12 protein-coding genes are annotated in these 12,403 nt (G+C 74.1%); 4 read left to right on the top strand and 8 right to left on the bottom strand.

Translation table 11 applies throughout. The annotated features are described in order from the left end of the window. Positions 1 to 16: 16 nt before the first annotated feature. On the bottom strand, positions 17 to 379 hold the full coding sequence (locus JOB34_RS02505) for a DUF3499 domain-containing protein (protein ID WP_208051399.1): 363 nt from the start codon (positions 377 to 379) through the stop codon (positions 17 to 19). A gap of 229 nt (positions 380 to 608) precedes the next feature. Between JOB34_RS02505 and JOB34_RS02510 the strand changes: the two genes are divergently transcribed. After that, entirely contained in the window at positions 609 to 932 is a 324-nt protein-coding gene (locus tag JOB34_RS02510; protein WP_208049372.1) for a metallopeptidase family protein, read from the top strand. Between the two features lie 6 nt (positions 933 to 938). Further along, a complete protein-coding gene (locus JOB34_RS02515) occupies positions 939 to 1,766 on the top strand; it encodes an NAD(P)H-binding protein (RefSeq protein ID WP_208051247.1) in 828 nt (275 codons plus the stop codon). Between the two features lie 3 nt (positions 1,767 to 1,769). Here JOB34_RS02515 and JOB34_RS02520 read toward each other — a convergent pair whose 3' ends face one another. The 3 genes from JOB34_RS02520 to JOB34_RS02530 are packed head-to-tail and all read right to left on the bottom strand — an operon-like array spanning position 1,770 to position 6,678. After that, on the bottom strand, positions 1,770 to 3,203 hold the full coding sequence (locus JOB34_RS02520) for a DUF5719 family protein (protein WP_208051248.1): 1,434 nt from the start codon (positions 3,201 to 3,203) through the stop codon (positions 1,770 to 1,772). After that, a complete protein-coding gene (locus JOB34_RS02525; protein ID WP_208051249.1) occupies positions 3,200 to 6,352 on the bottom strand; it encodes a glycosyltransferase in 3,153 nt (1,050 codons plus the stop codon). Before JOB34_RS02525 ends, JOB34_RS02520 begins: the two co-directional genes overlap by 4 nt. Before the next feature lie 59 nt (positions 6,353 to 6,411). Beyond that, the gene (locus JOB34_RS02530) at positions 6,412 to 6,678 is read right to left on the bottom strand and encodes a WhiB family transcriptional regulator (RefSeq protein WP_179479537.1); all 267 of its coding nucleotides are present in this window, start codon (positions 6,676 to 6,678) and stop codon (positions 6,412 to 6,414) included. A gap of 121 nt (positions 6,679 to 6,799) precedes the next feature. Between JOB34_RS02530 and cofD the strand changes: the two genes are divergently transcribed. Then, positions 6,800 to 7,774 (top strand): 2-phospho-L-lactate transferase, encoded by a 975-nt coding sequence (gene cofD / locus JOB34_RS02535; protein ID WP_208051250.1) that lies wholly within the window; start codon positions 6,800 to 6,802, stop codon positions 7,772 to 7,774. 3 nt (positions 7,775 to 7,777) lie between these two features. After that, complete coding sequence (gene cofE / locus JOB34_RS02540) at positions 7,778 to 8,857, top strand: coenzyme F420-0:L-glutamate ligase (RefSeq protein WP_208051251.1); 1,080 nt, start codon at positions 7,778 to 7,780, stop codon at positions 8,855 to 8,857. Here cofE and JOB34_RS02545 read toward each other — a convergent pair. From JOB34_RS02545 to JOB34_RS02560, 4 genes are read right to left on the bottom strand one after another with little or no spacing between them, the layout of a single operon-like run. Continuing rightward, positions 8,832 to 9,758, bottom strand: coding sequence for a DNA-3-methyladenine glycosylase 2 family protein (locus JOB34_RS02545; RefSeq protein ID WP_208051252.1), 927 nt, complete (start codon positions 9,756 to 9,758; stop codon positions 8,832 to 8,834). The two genes, cofE and JOB34_RS02545, sit on opposite strands and share 26 nt — an antisense overlap. Further along, positions 9,755 to 10,516, bottom strand: a complete 762-nt coding sequence (locus JOB34_RS02550) for a hypothetical protein (protein ID WP_208051253.1) — start codon at positions 10,514 to 10,516, stop codon at positions 9,755 to 9,757. Before JOB34_RS02550 ends, JOB34_RS02545 begins: the two co-directional genes overlap by 4 nt. A gap of 10 nt (positions 10,517 to 10,526) precedes the next feature. Beyond that, positions 10,527 to 11,501: a polysialyltransferase family glycosyltransferase gene (locus JOB34_RS02555; protein ID WP_208051254.1), complete on the bottom strand. Its 975-nt coding sequence runs from the start codon at positions 11,499 to 11,501 to the stop codon at positions 10,527 to 10,529. After that, positions 11,501 to 12,370, bottom strand: a complete 870-nt coding sequence (locus tag JOB34_RS02560) for a glycosyltransferase family 2 protein (protein WP_233763165.1) — start codon at positions 12,368 to 12,370, stop codon at positions 11,501 to 11,503. The genes JOB34_RS02555 and JOB34_RS02560 overlap by 1 nt, the downstream gene beginning before the upstream one ends. Between the last annotated feature and the right edge of the window lie 33 nt (positions 12,371 to 12,403).

The raw sequence follows: 12,403 nt of genomic DNA on the forward strand, positions 1-12,403 counted from the left end.
CGCAGCCTAACGGGGGTCAGGAGCTCGGCAGGATGCGCAACCGCGGCCGTCCCGGCTGGGCCGACGGGTCGGCGGCGGGACGCGCGGGTTCGCGTCGACCGGCCTCACGTACGGCGTCCGCGAGCGCTGCCAGATCGTCACCGGAGGGCACCGGCGGCTCCAGGTCGACAGCGAGTCGCACGACGTCCCAGCCGCGCGGGGCGGTGAACCGCGTGGTGTGAGCGGCGCACAGGTCGTAGGAGTGCGGCTCCGCGTAGGTGGCGAGCGGTCCGAGCACGATCGTGCAGTCCGCGTGCACGTAGGTCAGGGTGGCAACGGCCGGCCCCTGGCAGGCGCTGCGGTTGCACTGGCGCATCATCACGCGGGGGCTCGGGTGCATCACGCCGTGACTTTAGGCGAGCGCCCGGACTCGTCGTCATCGGCGCGCCGGGCGACGGCGAGGTCGACATGGCCGGGTGGCTGGATAGGCTCCTGGGATGACTGGGTACGCCGCCTGGCAGGACCTCCGCAGCACACCCGGACCCGGGACGCGCGCTGCCCGCCCTGCGCGTTCAGAGCGGCACGGCCGCGGCATCCGCGGGCCGTTGGCCTGGCCGAGGGTGCCTGTCATGCGCACCCGCGCAGAGGAGTTCGACGAGACCGTGCTGAGCGCCCTGGAGCGCGTCGAGCATCGCCTCGGCAGGCCGCTGGACATGCTCGAGGTGGCCGTCGAGGACGTGCCCACCCACGATCCGGCACCGTGGGAGTCCGACGTCGCGCTGGGTCGCACCTTTCCCGGCACCGGGAAGGCGACGCCGCGGGTCGTGATCTACCGCCGTCCGATCGAGGCGCGGGCCGTGGGCGAGGACGAGCTCGCCGACCTGATCGAGCAGATCGTCGCCGAGCAGGTCGCCGGCGTCGTCGGCATCCATCCCGACGACCTGCAGGACTGAGCGCACGTGACCGACCCCACCGCCGCACCGAACCTGCTGTCCGGACTCCCGCACGTCGGACGCGCGCCCGTGCTGGTCACCGGCGGCACCGGCACCCTCGGCCGGGCCGTGGTCCGCGAGCTGCTCGACTCCGACGTCCCCGCGAAGGTCCTCACCCGCCGCGCCGACGCCGGGACGGATGCGCAGGTGTGCGTCGGCGATCTGCGCACCGGCGCAGGGCTGAGCGACGCGGTGCAGAACGTGCAGGCGGTCATCCACTGCGCGACCGACCCCCACGGTCATGAGGTTGACGTCGACGGTCTGGAGCGGCTGTGCAACGCACTGGCCGAGAACAACCCGGACGCTCACCTCGTCCATGTGTCGATCGTCGGGTGCTGGGACAGCCCGCTTCCCTATTACCGGGTCAAGGCCGAGGCCGAACGGGTCGTCGGTGAGTCCAAGCGGCCGTACACGATCGTGCGTGCCACGCAGTTCCACGAGTTCGTCGAACGGATCTGCGGCGTGCATGTCGGCCCGATCGGCGTCGGACTGCGGGGCCTGCGGTTCGCGCCGTGCGACACCGCGTGGGTGGCACGACGGCTGGTGGACGTGGCGTTGGAGACCACGCCGACCGGCGGCACCGTCGAGCTGGCCGGGCCAGAGGTGCTGAGCGCCCGCGACATCGCTGTCCTCACCGCGCACCTGTCGGGTCGTCCCACCCCGCATCGGGTCCAGCTCCCGCGGGTCGGGCGCGTTCTGACAGCGCTGGGCAACGGTTCGAACCTGCCCGGCGACCAGGCCGTCCGAGGCGGTCGCTCCTACGCCCAGTGGTGGGCCGACCGCGCCTCGGAGTGAACCTCAGCCGCTCGCCGGCCGGAGCGCCGGAGCCTGCGCTGCCAGCGGGAGCGGCGTCAGCGTGGTCGTCGCGACGAGCGGGCCGTTGCGGTCCATACGACGCAGGGTGACCGCAGCCCAGACGGAGCCGGACCGCACCGTCACCCACACCGACCGCGCGGCCGGAAGTCCTTGCAGCAGAGGCGTGCCCGCGGCCAGCGAACGCCTGGTGGACGTGACCCGGCCCTGCGCGTCGACGGTGCTGACCACGATCTGCGCGGTGCGGCTCGCAGCCGTCACCCCCAGTACCGCGTCGCCGTTGCCCAGGCCCACGGGCAGGCCGGTGCCGGTGAGCGCGCGCGTGAGGGATGCACCCGTCGCCCAGGTGAGGTCACCGACTCCCGTCGCCGTCGTGCGCACCGAAGCGGCAGCGATGACCGGCTCGTCGGAGAGGACCTGCACGCCGTAGTCGCCGCGGGTCAGCCCGCGCAGGGTCAGCGAGCCGGTGCGTCCGGCCGCGACGGTGAGCACCTGCTCGGTGGCGATCGACCCGTCGGACGCCGTGGCGCGCACGCGTACGACGGCGTCCTGGGTGCCGGGATCGGCGACCCGCACCACCGGCGCGGGTCCGAGGACGGGTACGGCGGGCAGCACCTGCGTGGTCGCGGGCGACGCGCTCACGCCGGTGGTCTCCTCGCCGATCTGGGTCTCGCCGTCCATCCACACGTCGGCGGCCGCGATCGTGACGGGCCCACCGGAGGAGGTCACATGGATGGCGGGGTCGCTCCCGCTGCGCAGCGTGCCGAGGGTGAGGACGGTCCGCCGTCCGGGCGCGATCACCGTCCCCGCGACCGAGGACGGATCGCGTCCCGCGCTACCCACGACGGTCGCAGCCACCGTGATGGCTGAGCTGCCCGGGTTGGCGAGGACGAGGCGGGTCACCCGGCCGGGCTCGGTGCCACCGGCGAGCACCCACGCGTCCTGCACGGGAGCCGTGCACTGCAGGACGGAGATCCCACGAGCGGATCTGATGCTGTCGTAGGAATACTGCGTGGCGGTGCTGCCGGGCGCCAGGCTTCCGGTCGTGTCGAGCCGCATCGCCCGGTCCCCCGAGAGGGTGGTGGACGTCGTGCCCGTCCGCGTCGTGGGAACGGTGCCGCCGCCCGCTCCCTGGGTGCGGGTGCCTGCGGGCAGGACGCTGGTCGGTGCGCTGCCGGACAGCAGCGTCACCTGCTGCTGCGCGGCCTCCGGGTCAGTGCTGTCGCTCAGCCCGCCGCGGTCCGCACCGGGGCAGGTGACGGACGCGCTCTGCAGGGCCTGCGGGGTGCCGGAGACCGTGACCACGCGGTCCGCGGCGCGGGCCAGATGCACCTCGCCCTCGGCGCGCCCCGCGCCGTAGACCAGACCGGCCGCGACACCGCCGGCGATCAGCACCCGCAGCGCTCCGCCGATCCTCATGTGCCGCTCACCTGCTCCGTACGCGGTCGACGGGTGCCGAACGGGATCGCGAGGTACAGCACGACGATCAACAACCCGAGCTGCATCCAGGCGAGCCATTCGTGCCGGACACCGGTCTCGACCACAAGGTGACCGCCGCCGGCCGGCAGGACGTACGTCGGCTGGTCGGCACCCGGCGACGCCGACAGCACCCGCCCGTCGAGCGCGACTCGGCCGTGCTCGGTCCAGCCGCTGCCCTCCGAGAGCACGAGGGTGCGTCCCGGCGCCCCGGCGGGCACGGTCAGGTCGGTGCGCCCGTGTTGGGCACGGGAGGCGAGCTCGGTGGTGGGCCGGCCACCCTGCAGGATGACGAGTCGGCTGCTGCCGACCTCGTCGCCGCCGGTCGTGCTGGTGGGTTCCACCCGCCAGACCGACGAGGAGCGGCCGGCGGACAGCTGGGTGAGCCCCGCGGTCGTCGAGAGGGGTGCGTCCAGTCGTCGGACCGCGGCGGCTCCGCGCACCACGACGTACTCGACTCCGAGCTGGTGCATCAGACGGGAGCCTTCCGTGCGACCGCTCGCACCGGTCGAGGTGAGCACGCGGGCCGCTGCCGCCGTGCGGGCGTCGTACGACGGGTACGGGCTGCGCAGGTCGCGCGCGGGCAGGCCCGCCTCCCGGCCGATGAGCTGGTAGGTGACCGCGTCGTCGGATGCGGCGGTCAGCAGCAGGGCGCGGGGTGCGGGACCGGAGGTCAGCTGACGTTGTACGACCGATGGCAACGAGCTCACGACCGGCGTCAGCGCGGTGGCCGACGCGGTCCAGACCCCGAACCCTGCGACAGCGCAGGCCCCGACGCATGCGACGGCGGTGAGGCCGTGCACCCACGGACGCCACCGCCCGGCGCCCAGACCGGCGATGCCGAGCAGCCCGGCGGCGAGCAGCGCGAACCCGTAGACGTCGAGCGCGGGACCGGTCCAGGGCGTGGCGTCGCCACGGGACGTGGCCGCGAGCAGCACGTGGGGAGCCGCGAGGGCTGCGCCGAGCCCGAGCAGGCCGACCCCGACGAGCGCCGCCCCGGAGCGGCCGAGTCCGGTGCGCACCAGTCCGATCAGGCCGATCGCCAGCACGGGGATCGATGCGAGGACGGCGTAGGACCCCGGGCCGCCCGGGTGCAGCAGCGCCAACTCCCAGGGGTGGACGCCGCCGCCGCGGGTGGGGTCGAGGGCACCCGGACCGGCGAGCAGCCCGCGGCGGTCACCGGTCAGCACGTCGCGGCTCCACGGCCCCAGCAACAGCCACGGCACGACGAACACCGCGAGCGCCCGCAACCGGCCGACGCCGGGAGCGAGGAGCACGCCGGCCAACGCCACCGCGCTGCAGACGATCAACAGGACCGGAGAGAAGGCACCGGTAAGGGCGACCGCCAGCACCGCGGCGAAGGTGACCGCGCCGCTCGCGCCGCGACGCAGAGCCGCGAGGGTGCCGGCGAGCGCGAACGGCAGCAGGATGTGCCCCACGACGGCACCGAGGCGGCCCTGCGCGACGGCGGTGGTGAGCGTGGGCAGCGTGGCCCAGAGCAGTGCGACGGCCAGCCGCGGCCAGCGGGCGTCGGTCGCGACCCGGCCGGCGCGGTAGGCCGCCAGCCCGGACAGCGGCATCGCGGCGAACAGCAGCCAGGCGACGGCGACGCCCCCGGCGGCGTCATGGTCGATCCACGGCAGCAGACCCACGAGCCAGGCGAGCGGGGCCAGCACGAGCAGGTACGGCGCGTCGGTGGCGGGGTGTCCGAGGCCGGGGCCGACCCACGCGTCGCGGTAGGTGCGCCAGATGCCGGTCGCGTCGGTGTCGAAGGGCAGCAGTTGGCCACCGGTCAGGCCGCGCCCCGTGCCGGTCAGGGCGCCGCTGGTCAGCAGGTCACGCCACAGCACAGCGCTCGCGATCGCGAGCAGCAGCACCAGAAGACCCGCGGGTCCGAGCACGGACCTGGCGATGGGTCCGCGCTCGACAAGCAGTTCCTCGGCGACGGCCGGAACCGGACCTGTCTCGGCGGCGCCCGCGTCGCGTGCCATGGCGCCGCGGGAGCGCCCGCCGGCTCCGTCGAGCAGCCCGTCGTACGCGGCGCGCAGGGCTCCGGCCGCGGGAACGAACAGTCCCCGCAGATTGCGCCGACGGGTCGTGCCGCGCCGGAAGAATCGGCCGCGGGCGCCGAGGATGCGCAGCATGCCCAACGGTGCCGTGCCCTGCGCCAACTCGACCCCGGCGCGGCGGGGACGCTTGCCGAGCAGCAGCACCAGGGTCAGCAGGAGCGAACTGAGCGCGGTCCAGATCGCGAGGAACGGCATGCCGAGCAGGCTCGCCCGGGCCAGCGCCACCTGGCGGTGACGGCGCAGTGTCGTGGCGTCGCGGCCGGCGTCGCCGGCGACCTGACGCACCCGCGCTGCGGGGACCACGACGACGGAGTGGCCGATCAGGTGCGCGCGCCAGCCGAGGTCGAGACCGTCGCCCTCGCCGTCGAACGCCGGGTCGAAACCGCCGAGGGTGTTGTAGGTGTCCTGTCGCACCAGCATGCCGGCGCTGCTCACCGACAGCACGTCCCGGCGATGGTCCTGCTGACCCTGGTCGGTCTCGCCCGCCGCGGCGCCGACGTGCCGCCCGGTGCGGGTGACGTCGGTGCCGATGTCGAGCAGCACCGTGGGGTCGGCAGCGTCGACCACCTTGCACCCCGCGATACCGACCCGTTCGGACTGCGCGACCACGGCGGTCAGCTCCGCCAGGGCGCTGGAATCCGGCGCGGAGTCCTCGTGCAGGAGCCACAGCCAGTGCGTGCGATCACGCGGGCGGACGGGGCGACGACCCGCGCGACCGCCGGTACGACGTGCGACGACCAGGTCCTCGCCGGGTGCGGGCAGAGCATCGACCGCGGTGTCGACCATCGCGGCGAACGGCGCGTCACGCGGCACCGCGACGACCGACACCTGCGGGTACGCGCCGCGCAGTCGCTCGTGGTCGTCGATGTACCCGCGCATCATCCGGTCAGCGGTGGCGTCGACGACGACCAGCCGGTCGGGGGGGCGGGTCTGCTCGATCAGTGCCGCGCAGGTGGCGTCGAGGAAGGCGGGTCGGTCAAGACCGTCGGTGTGTCCGCCACGGACGACGAGCAGCGCCGTCACGAGACCCCCGGTGCGCTCATCCTCTGACGGCGGCCGGGAGGAGCGAGTCTGCAGCGTGCTCAGACTGCGCGCTTCTTCAGCTTGCGGCGCTCACGCTCGGAGAGGCCGCCCCAGATGCCGAACCGCTCGTCGTGAGCGAGTGCGTACTCGAGGCATTCGGCCTGCACGGTGCACCCGACGCAGACCTTCTTGGCCTCGCGGGTCGAACCGCCCTTCTCGGGGAAGAACGCCTCTGGGTCGGTCTGCGCGCACAGCGCGCGTTCCTGCCAGGACAACTCCCCCTCGTCGTCAACGCCGTCCCCATCGATCAAAGCAAATTCCTGCACGAGGTCCTCCAACACCGACCGGAAACGACGGAGCTAATTACACGCGTGTCATTCCCCCGAGTCAAGCCCGGATTGTGGTCCACTGCGCTGCTTTTCGAGGACACGGGTGATGATGGCGACCATGCACATAACCGCACTCGCCGGGGGCGTAGGAGGCGCACGATTTCTGCGCGGCCTGCTGCACCACCTGCAGACCCGTCCTGGCGGCCCGCACCAGGTCACGGTCATCGCCAACACCGGTGACGACATCACCCTCTTCGGGCTGCGCGTCTGCCCGGACGTCGACACCCTGCTCTACACCCTCGGCGGCGGGGTGCACGAGAGCCAGGGCTGGGGCCGGGCCGACGAGACGCACTCCGTGCAGGGCGAGCTCGCGGCGTACGGCGCGTCGCCGCAGTGGTTCGGTCTCGGCGACCGCGACTTCGGCACGCACATCGTGCGCAGCCAGTGGCTCGGGCAGGGACACACCCTGAGCGAGGTCGTCGGGCGGCTCGCGACCCGGTGGGGCCTGCCCGAGCAGGGCGTGCGGCTGCTGCCGATGACCGACACCCCGGTTGAGACCCACGTCGTGATCGACGACGAGGACGGGCAGCGCGCCGTGCACTTCCAGGAGTGGTGGGTGCGGATGCAGGCGTCCGTCCCCGCGCAGCGCTTCGTCGTGGCCGGGATGGATCGTGCCGCACCCGCGCCGGGCGTGCTGGACGCCATCCGGCAGGCCGACGTGGTGCTGCTCCCGCCGAGCAACCCTGTCGTCTCGATCGGCATCATCTTGTCGGTGCCCGGGGTGCGGGACGCCCTGCGTGGCACCGCCGCTCCCGTCGTCGGCGTCTCGCCGCTGGTCGGTGGCGCACCGGTGCGCGGCCACGCGGACGCCTGCCTGGCGGCGCTGGACGTGCCGGTCACCCCTGTCGGCGTCGCCGGCCTCTACGCCGACTTCCTGTCCGGGTGGCTGGTCGACGAGGGCGACGCGAGCGCGCGGTACGACGCCCGGCTGCAGGTGCGCGCAGTACCCCTGCTCATGACCTCGGTCGAGACGGCGGGCGCGATGGCGGGCGCCGCCCTGGACCTCGCCGCCGAACTGCCCCGACGGGGCTGAGGCGTGGCCACGACCGAACTGCGGGTCATCCCTCTCGGCGGTCTGCCGGAGATCGTCCACGGCGACGACCTCGCCGCCGTGCTCGCCGCCGGCATGACGACGGCGGACCTCGCGCTGCAGGACGGCGACATCCTGGTGGTGACCAGCAAGATCGTCTCCAAGGCCCTCGGCCTTTACGCCGACCCGACCAATCGCGCCTCACTCGTGCTCGCGCAGTCGACGTCCGTGGTGGCCGAACGCCGCACCCCCGACTCGGTCACCCGCGTCGTCGCCGCACGCAGCGGGCCGGTCATGGCGGGCGCCGGCATCGACGCCTCCAATGCACGCGAGGAGCGCCTGCTCCTGCTCCCCCACGACCCCGACGCTGCCGCGCGCGACCTGCACGAACGGCTCGCGGGCCTGGTGCCGGCGCGGTTCGCGGTGCTGCTCAGCGACACTTCGGGCCGTGCCTGGCGCGCCGGCCTCACCGATTTCGCGCTCGGCTCCAGCGGGCTCGCGGGCCTGGACGATCTGCGCGGGCACGCCGACACCCACGGCCGGGACCTCGCCGTCACGGTCCGCAACCTCGCCGACGAGATCGCCTCCGCCGCCGACCTGGTCAAGGGAAAGCTGCACCGGGTGCCGGTCGCGATCGTGCGCGGGCTCGCGCACCTCGTCCGAGAGCCCGGGGACGGCGTACCTGCTCGGGATCTGGTGCGCTCGGGACCGGGCGACTGGTTCGCGCTCGGTCGCGCGGAGGCCGTCCGTGACGCGCTCGGCGTGCCGGCCGGGAGCGAGCTGTCGCAGCAGGTGGGCATCGAGTCGGTGCAGCCCGAGACGCTCCTCGACCGGGTCGCCCGTGCCGTGCGGGTGGCACTGTGCGCCGACGACGAGGTGGGGGTCGACCTCGAAGGCTCCGGTGAGCTGGTCACGCTGAGCGCCGGCGATCCGATGGCCCTGGGCCGGGTGTGGGCCCGGCTGGAGGTGGCGCTGGCCGGTGAGCGCCTGGGGTGCGAGACGTCACGCGCCGGGACGGCGGTCACCGTGCGGGTACGCGAGCGCACCCTCCCTGCCGCGCCTACGGCAGGTGGGTCGGCAGGGTGATCCGGGAGCCGCGGCGCGGTTTGGTGAGGCCGCCGGCCGTGACGATGTACTGCACCCGGTAACGGTGCCCGACGTACGGCGTGAGCAGCCGCTCCAGCACCACGTCGTCGACCGCGGCGCCGGTCAGGGCCCAGCCGATGTCCGCGGCGACGTGGTAGTCGCCGAAGCTGACCGCGTCGGCGTCGCCCAACGCCCGCTGTACGGTCTCGGCCACGGTCCATACCCCCACCCCGGGGATGGACCCCAGCCGACGCCAGGCGGTCTGCAGCGGTAGCCGCTCCAGTTCCTCGAGCCGGTGGGCCACCTGGAGCACCCGCATCACGGTGTCGGCCCGCTGGGCATCGACGCCCGCGCGCAGCCACTCCCAGGACGGGATCCGCCGCCAGCCCGGCACGTCCGGCGGACACATCAACCCGAACTCCGCGCCGGGCCCGGGCGCGGGAGTCCCGTGGCGGCGTACCAGCACCCGGTACGCCGCGAACGCCTGCTTGCCGGTCACGCGCTGCTCGATGATCGCGGGCACCAGCGCCTCGAGCACCAGACCCGTGCGGCCGACCCGCCAGTGCTGCAGCCGTCGGGCGGCATCGCGCAGCTCCTCGTGGTGCACCTGGAACGCGCTGACGTCGTCGCGCGCGCCCAACCAGTCGGGAAGCGCCGCCGCACACCAGCTCGCGCCGGGTCCCCAGGCGTGCAGGTGAGCCCGATCGGCGTGCTCGCCGTCGGCTTCGCGCCACAGCCGCACCGTGGCCGGACCGTGCGGCGTCAGCACGCCGCGCCACAGCGCGCCCTCGTGTACGCGCCAGGTGGGGTCGCCCGCACCGCGGCGCAGCGGACCGAGGATCGCCCGGACCGGCACCGGACGCCCGGGCTCCCAGCGGGCGGTCTCGGGCGCCGTGCTCACCTGCGCCGGAAGGCCAGCAGTGCCAGGCCGAACGTGTCGCTCTCGTCGATGAGCGCGACCTCGCGGGCGCGGGCGCCCTCGTGCAGGTCGAAGTCGCCCAGCAGCGTCAACCCCTGCTCGTCGGCGCGGGCCACGAGCGAGCGCAGGTCGGCGACCGACAGGGCGCCCACCTCGGGAGGGCCGAGCCGCACCGTGATGGTGACGACGCCGCCGCGGCGCAGCGCACCCGCCGCGCGGGCCAGGTCGGCGTCCACCGTCTCGGCGACGCTGGAGTGCGGGTGCAGACGTGCGACCAGGTCAACCGATCGGGGGTCGATCGCGGTGCCGACGACCTCCGGACGCATCACGTCCACGTGCACGGGCTCGAACCCGGCCGTGACCGCCCATCGGGAGAAGACCGATCGCGCGCCGGCGGTGTCGACCACCACGGCGCGGCGACGACCGTCGTCGATGACCCGCAGCAGGGCCGCGAGCCCGCCGAGCGCCGCCCAGGCGGCGGTGTCGTCCAGGGTGCGCGGCAGGCCGAGACGCCGCGCACGACGTCGGGCCGCGCGGGCGTCGGCGCCGTCCACGAGCAGTGCCGTGACGCGTACGTCGGCTACGTCGGCGGCACCGAGCGAGGTCGCCGGTTCGGGGGGCCGGGGGATCTTCGCGGCGGCACCTCGCGCACCGAGTGCGGCGGCGCGCGCCCTCCCGAACGCCTTCTGCACGGTCGGCGAAGTCGCGATCCGACTCGCCGCAGTGGAGTTACCTATCACCTCGTCGACTCTAGCCCGCGGGGAGGTCGGCGGCCGCGACCGCCGCGGGCAGGTAGCGCCGCAGCAGGCCGCGCTGATCCGCGCCCAGGCGCTCCTCGAGATGCTCCAGACCGGGCACCAGCAAGCGCCGGGCCGGGAGGTCGTGCAGGGCGGCGAGGTTGAGCAGGGCGGTGCTCGACCCGCCGAGGACAGCGGCGCTGCCCACGACGCGCCCGTCCAGCTCGGCGGGCAGATCGCCCGTGAGGGTCTCGAAGCGGTCGTACCGGGACGGGTGCTCGGACGGGTGGGGCCGCACGACGAGCCGCCGGCCCGTGGCAGCGACCCGGTCGCGGACCTGCGCCACGTGATCCAGGTAGGCGGCCTGCGGGAGGGCGCCCATCTCGACCCAGGGCTGGGTGAGCAGCACGACCCGGTCGGCGCCGTCGCCGTCCCCCTCGCTGGTGCGGGATCGGAACTCCTCGGCGATCACCGGGTCGAGCGCCCAGTCGCGGGCAGCGTCGTACATCGCGAACCGCCGGGTGGTCAGCACCCGGTCGGCGAGCTGTACCGCGCTCGTGCGCACCGTGCACCACGGCTCCCTGACCCCCTGGCGCAGCCACGCGTCGTGCCGGGTGCGCCAGGTGCCGTAGCTGCCGATGCCCTCGTCGGTCACCACCACCGCGATCCGGGTCAGGCCGGCGCGCCGGCGCAGCTCGATCCACGGTCGGATACCCGGGGCGCCGACGGCGACATAGACGAGCTCGTCGCCGGCGGGGGACCAGTCCTCGAGGCGGTCGAGCATCCGGATCCGCATCCGTGGATCGTCCGGCAGCAGACGGGCCACGTCGGACGCGTCGACGCTGGCGCTGCCGAGGAAGGTGCCGCCGCCGAGGTAGCCGACGTCGATCAGGTCACCCCGCGCGGTGGAGTCCAGTGCCGTGCGCAGATAGGCGGACACGTGCACGAGGTGGGTGCGGCTGCGGACGCCCGTGACGACGACGCGCATCAGATGACCGGCGGCCGACCGGCCCGCGTCAACCGGCCGACCGTCCGCCAGGACATCGGCGCCCGCTCGCCGGGGTCGGTGGTCCAGCCCTCACGGAAGCCGTCCAGCCAGACCGACCGGGAGCGCGCGTCGGGCACCCGCAGCATCATCACGCCGGTCCAGGTGGCGAGGTAGACGGGGACGAGCGGCAGGGGCAGCCGTCGGCGCGCGACCCACACCCGGTTGCGGGCGTTGGTGCGGTAGAAGATGTCGTGCCGGGCGGCGTCGGTGGACGGGTGGTGCACCACCACCGAGGGGACGTACTCGATGCGCCAGCCGGCGTCCACGAGCCGCCACGCCAGGTCGATGCCCTCGTGGCCGAAGAAGAACTGCCCGGGCCACCCGCCGACCTGCTCGAACGCCGTACGCCGGATCATGAAGACGGCTTCCCAGAACCACGTCGCCGACCCGGCCCGCCCGCCGTCACGCACGTCGAACCGCGGCACCCAGCGGCGCGGCGCGGGTTTGCCCGTGGGATCCGCGCCGCGCGGCTGCGCGACCGCGACGCGGTCGTCGGCCCCGATGACTGCCGCGAGCCGGGAGAGCACGTCGGGCGTCGGAAGCGATGCGTCGTCGTCGTAGAAGTACAGGAACTCCCCGCGGGCCTCGCTCGCGCCCACGTTGCGGCCCTGCGGGATGCCGACGTTCTCCCGCAGGTGCACGGTGCGCACCCAGTCCGGCAGACCGTGGGGTTCCCAGCCGTTGCCGACCAGAACGACGTCGAGCTCGACGTCGCGCTGGGCACGCAGGGTGCTCAGCGCCTCGGCGAGCTGCACGGGGCGGTCGCCCATGTGCAGCAGCACCACGCCGATCGTGGGGGTCGTCGCCATCGGTCGCAGATCCTCCTTGGTGGGTGCGGGACC

The sequence above is a fragment of the Allobranchiibius sp. GilTou38 genome, from assembly GCF_017565325.1.
GTDB lineage: Bacteria > Actinomycetota > Actinomycetes > Actinomycetales > Dermatophilaceae > Allobranchiibius > Allobranchiibius huperziae.

Coding starts and splice junctions, on each gene's coding strand:
- JOB34_RS02505 (WP_208051399.1), bottom strand. CDS start 379: ATGCACCCGAGCCCCCGCGTGATGATGCGCCAGTGCAACCGCAGCGCC.
- JOB34_RS02510 (WP_208049372.1), top strand. CDS start 609: ATGCGCACCCGCGCAGAGGAGTTCGACGAGACCGTGCTGAGCGCCCTG.
- JOB34_RS02520 (WP_208051248.1), bottom strand. CDS start 3,203: ATGAGGATCGGCGGAGCGCTGCGGGTGCTGATCGCCGGCGGTGTCGCG.
- cofD (WP_208051250.1), top strand. CDS start 6,800: ATGCACATAACCGCACTCGCCGGGGGCGTAGGAGGCGCACGATTTCTG.
- JOB34_RS02555 (WP_208051254.1), bottom strand. CDS start 11,501: ATGCGCGTCGTCGTCACGGGCGTCCGCAGCCGCACCCACCTCGTGCAC.
- JOB34_RS02560 (WP_233763165.1), bottom strand. CDS start 12,370: ATGGCGACGACCCCCACGATCGGCGTGGTGCTGCTGCACATGGGCGAC.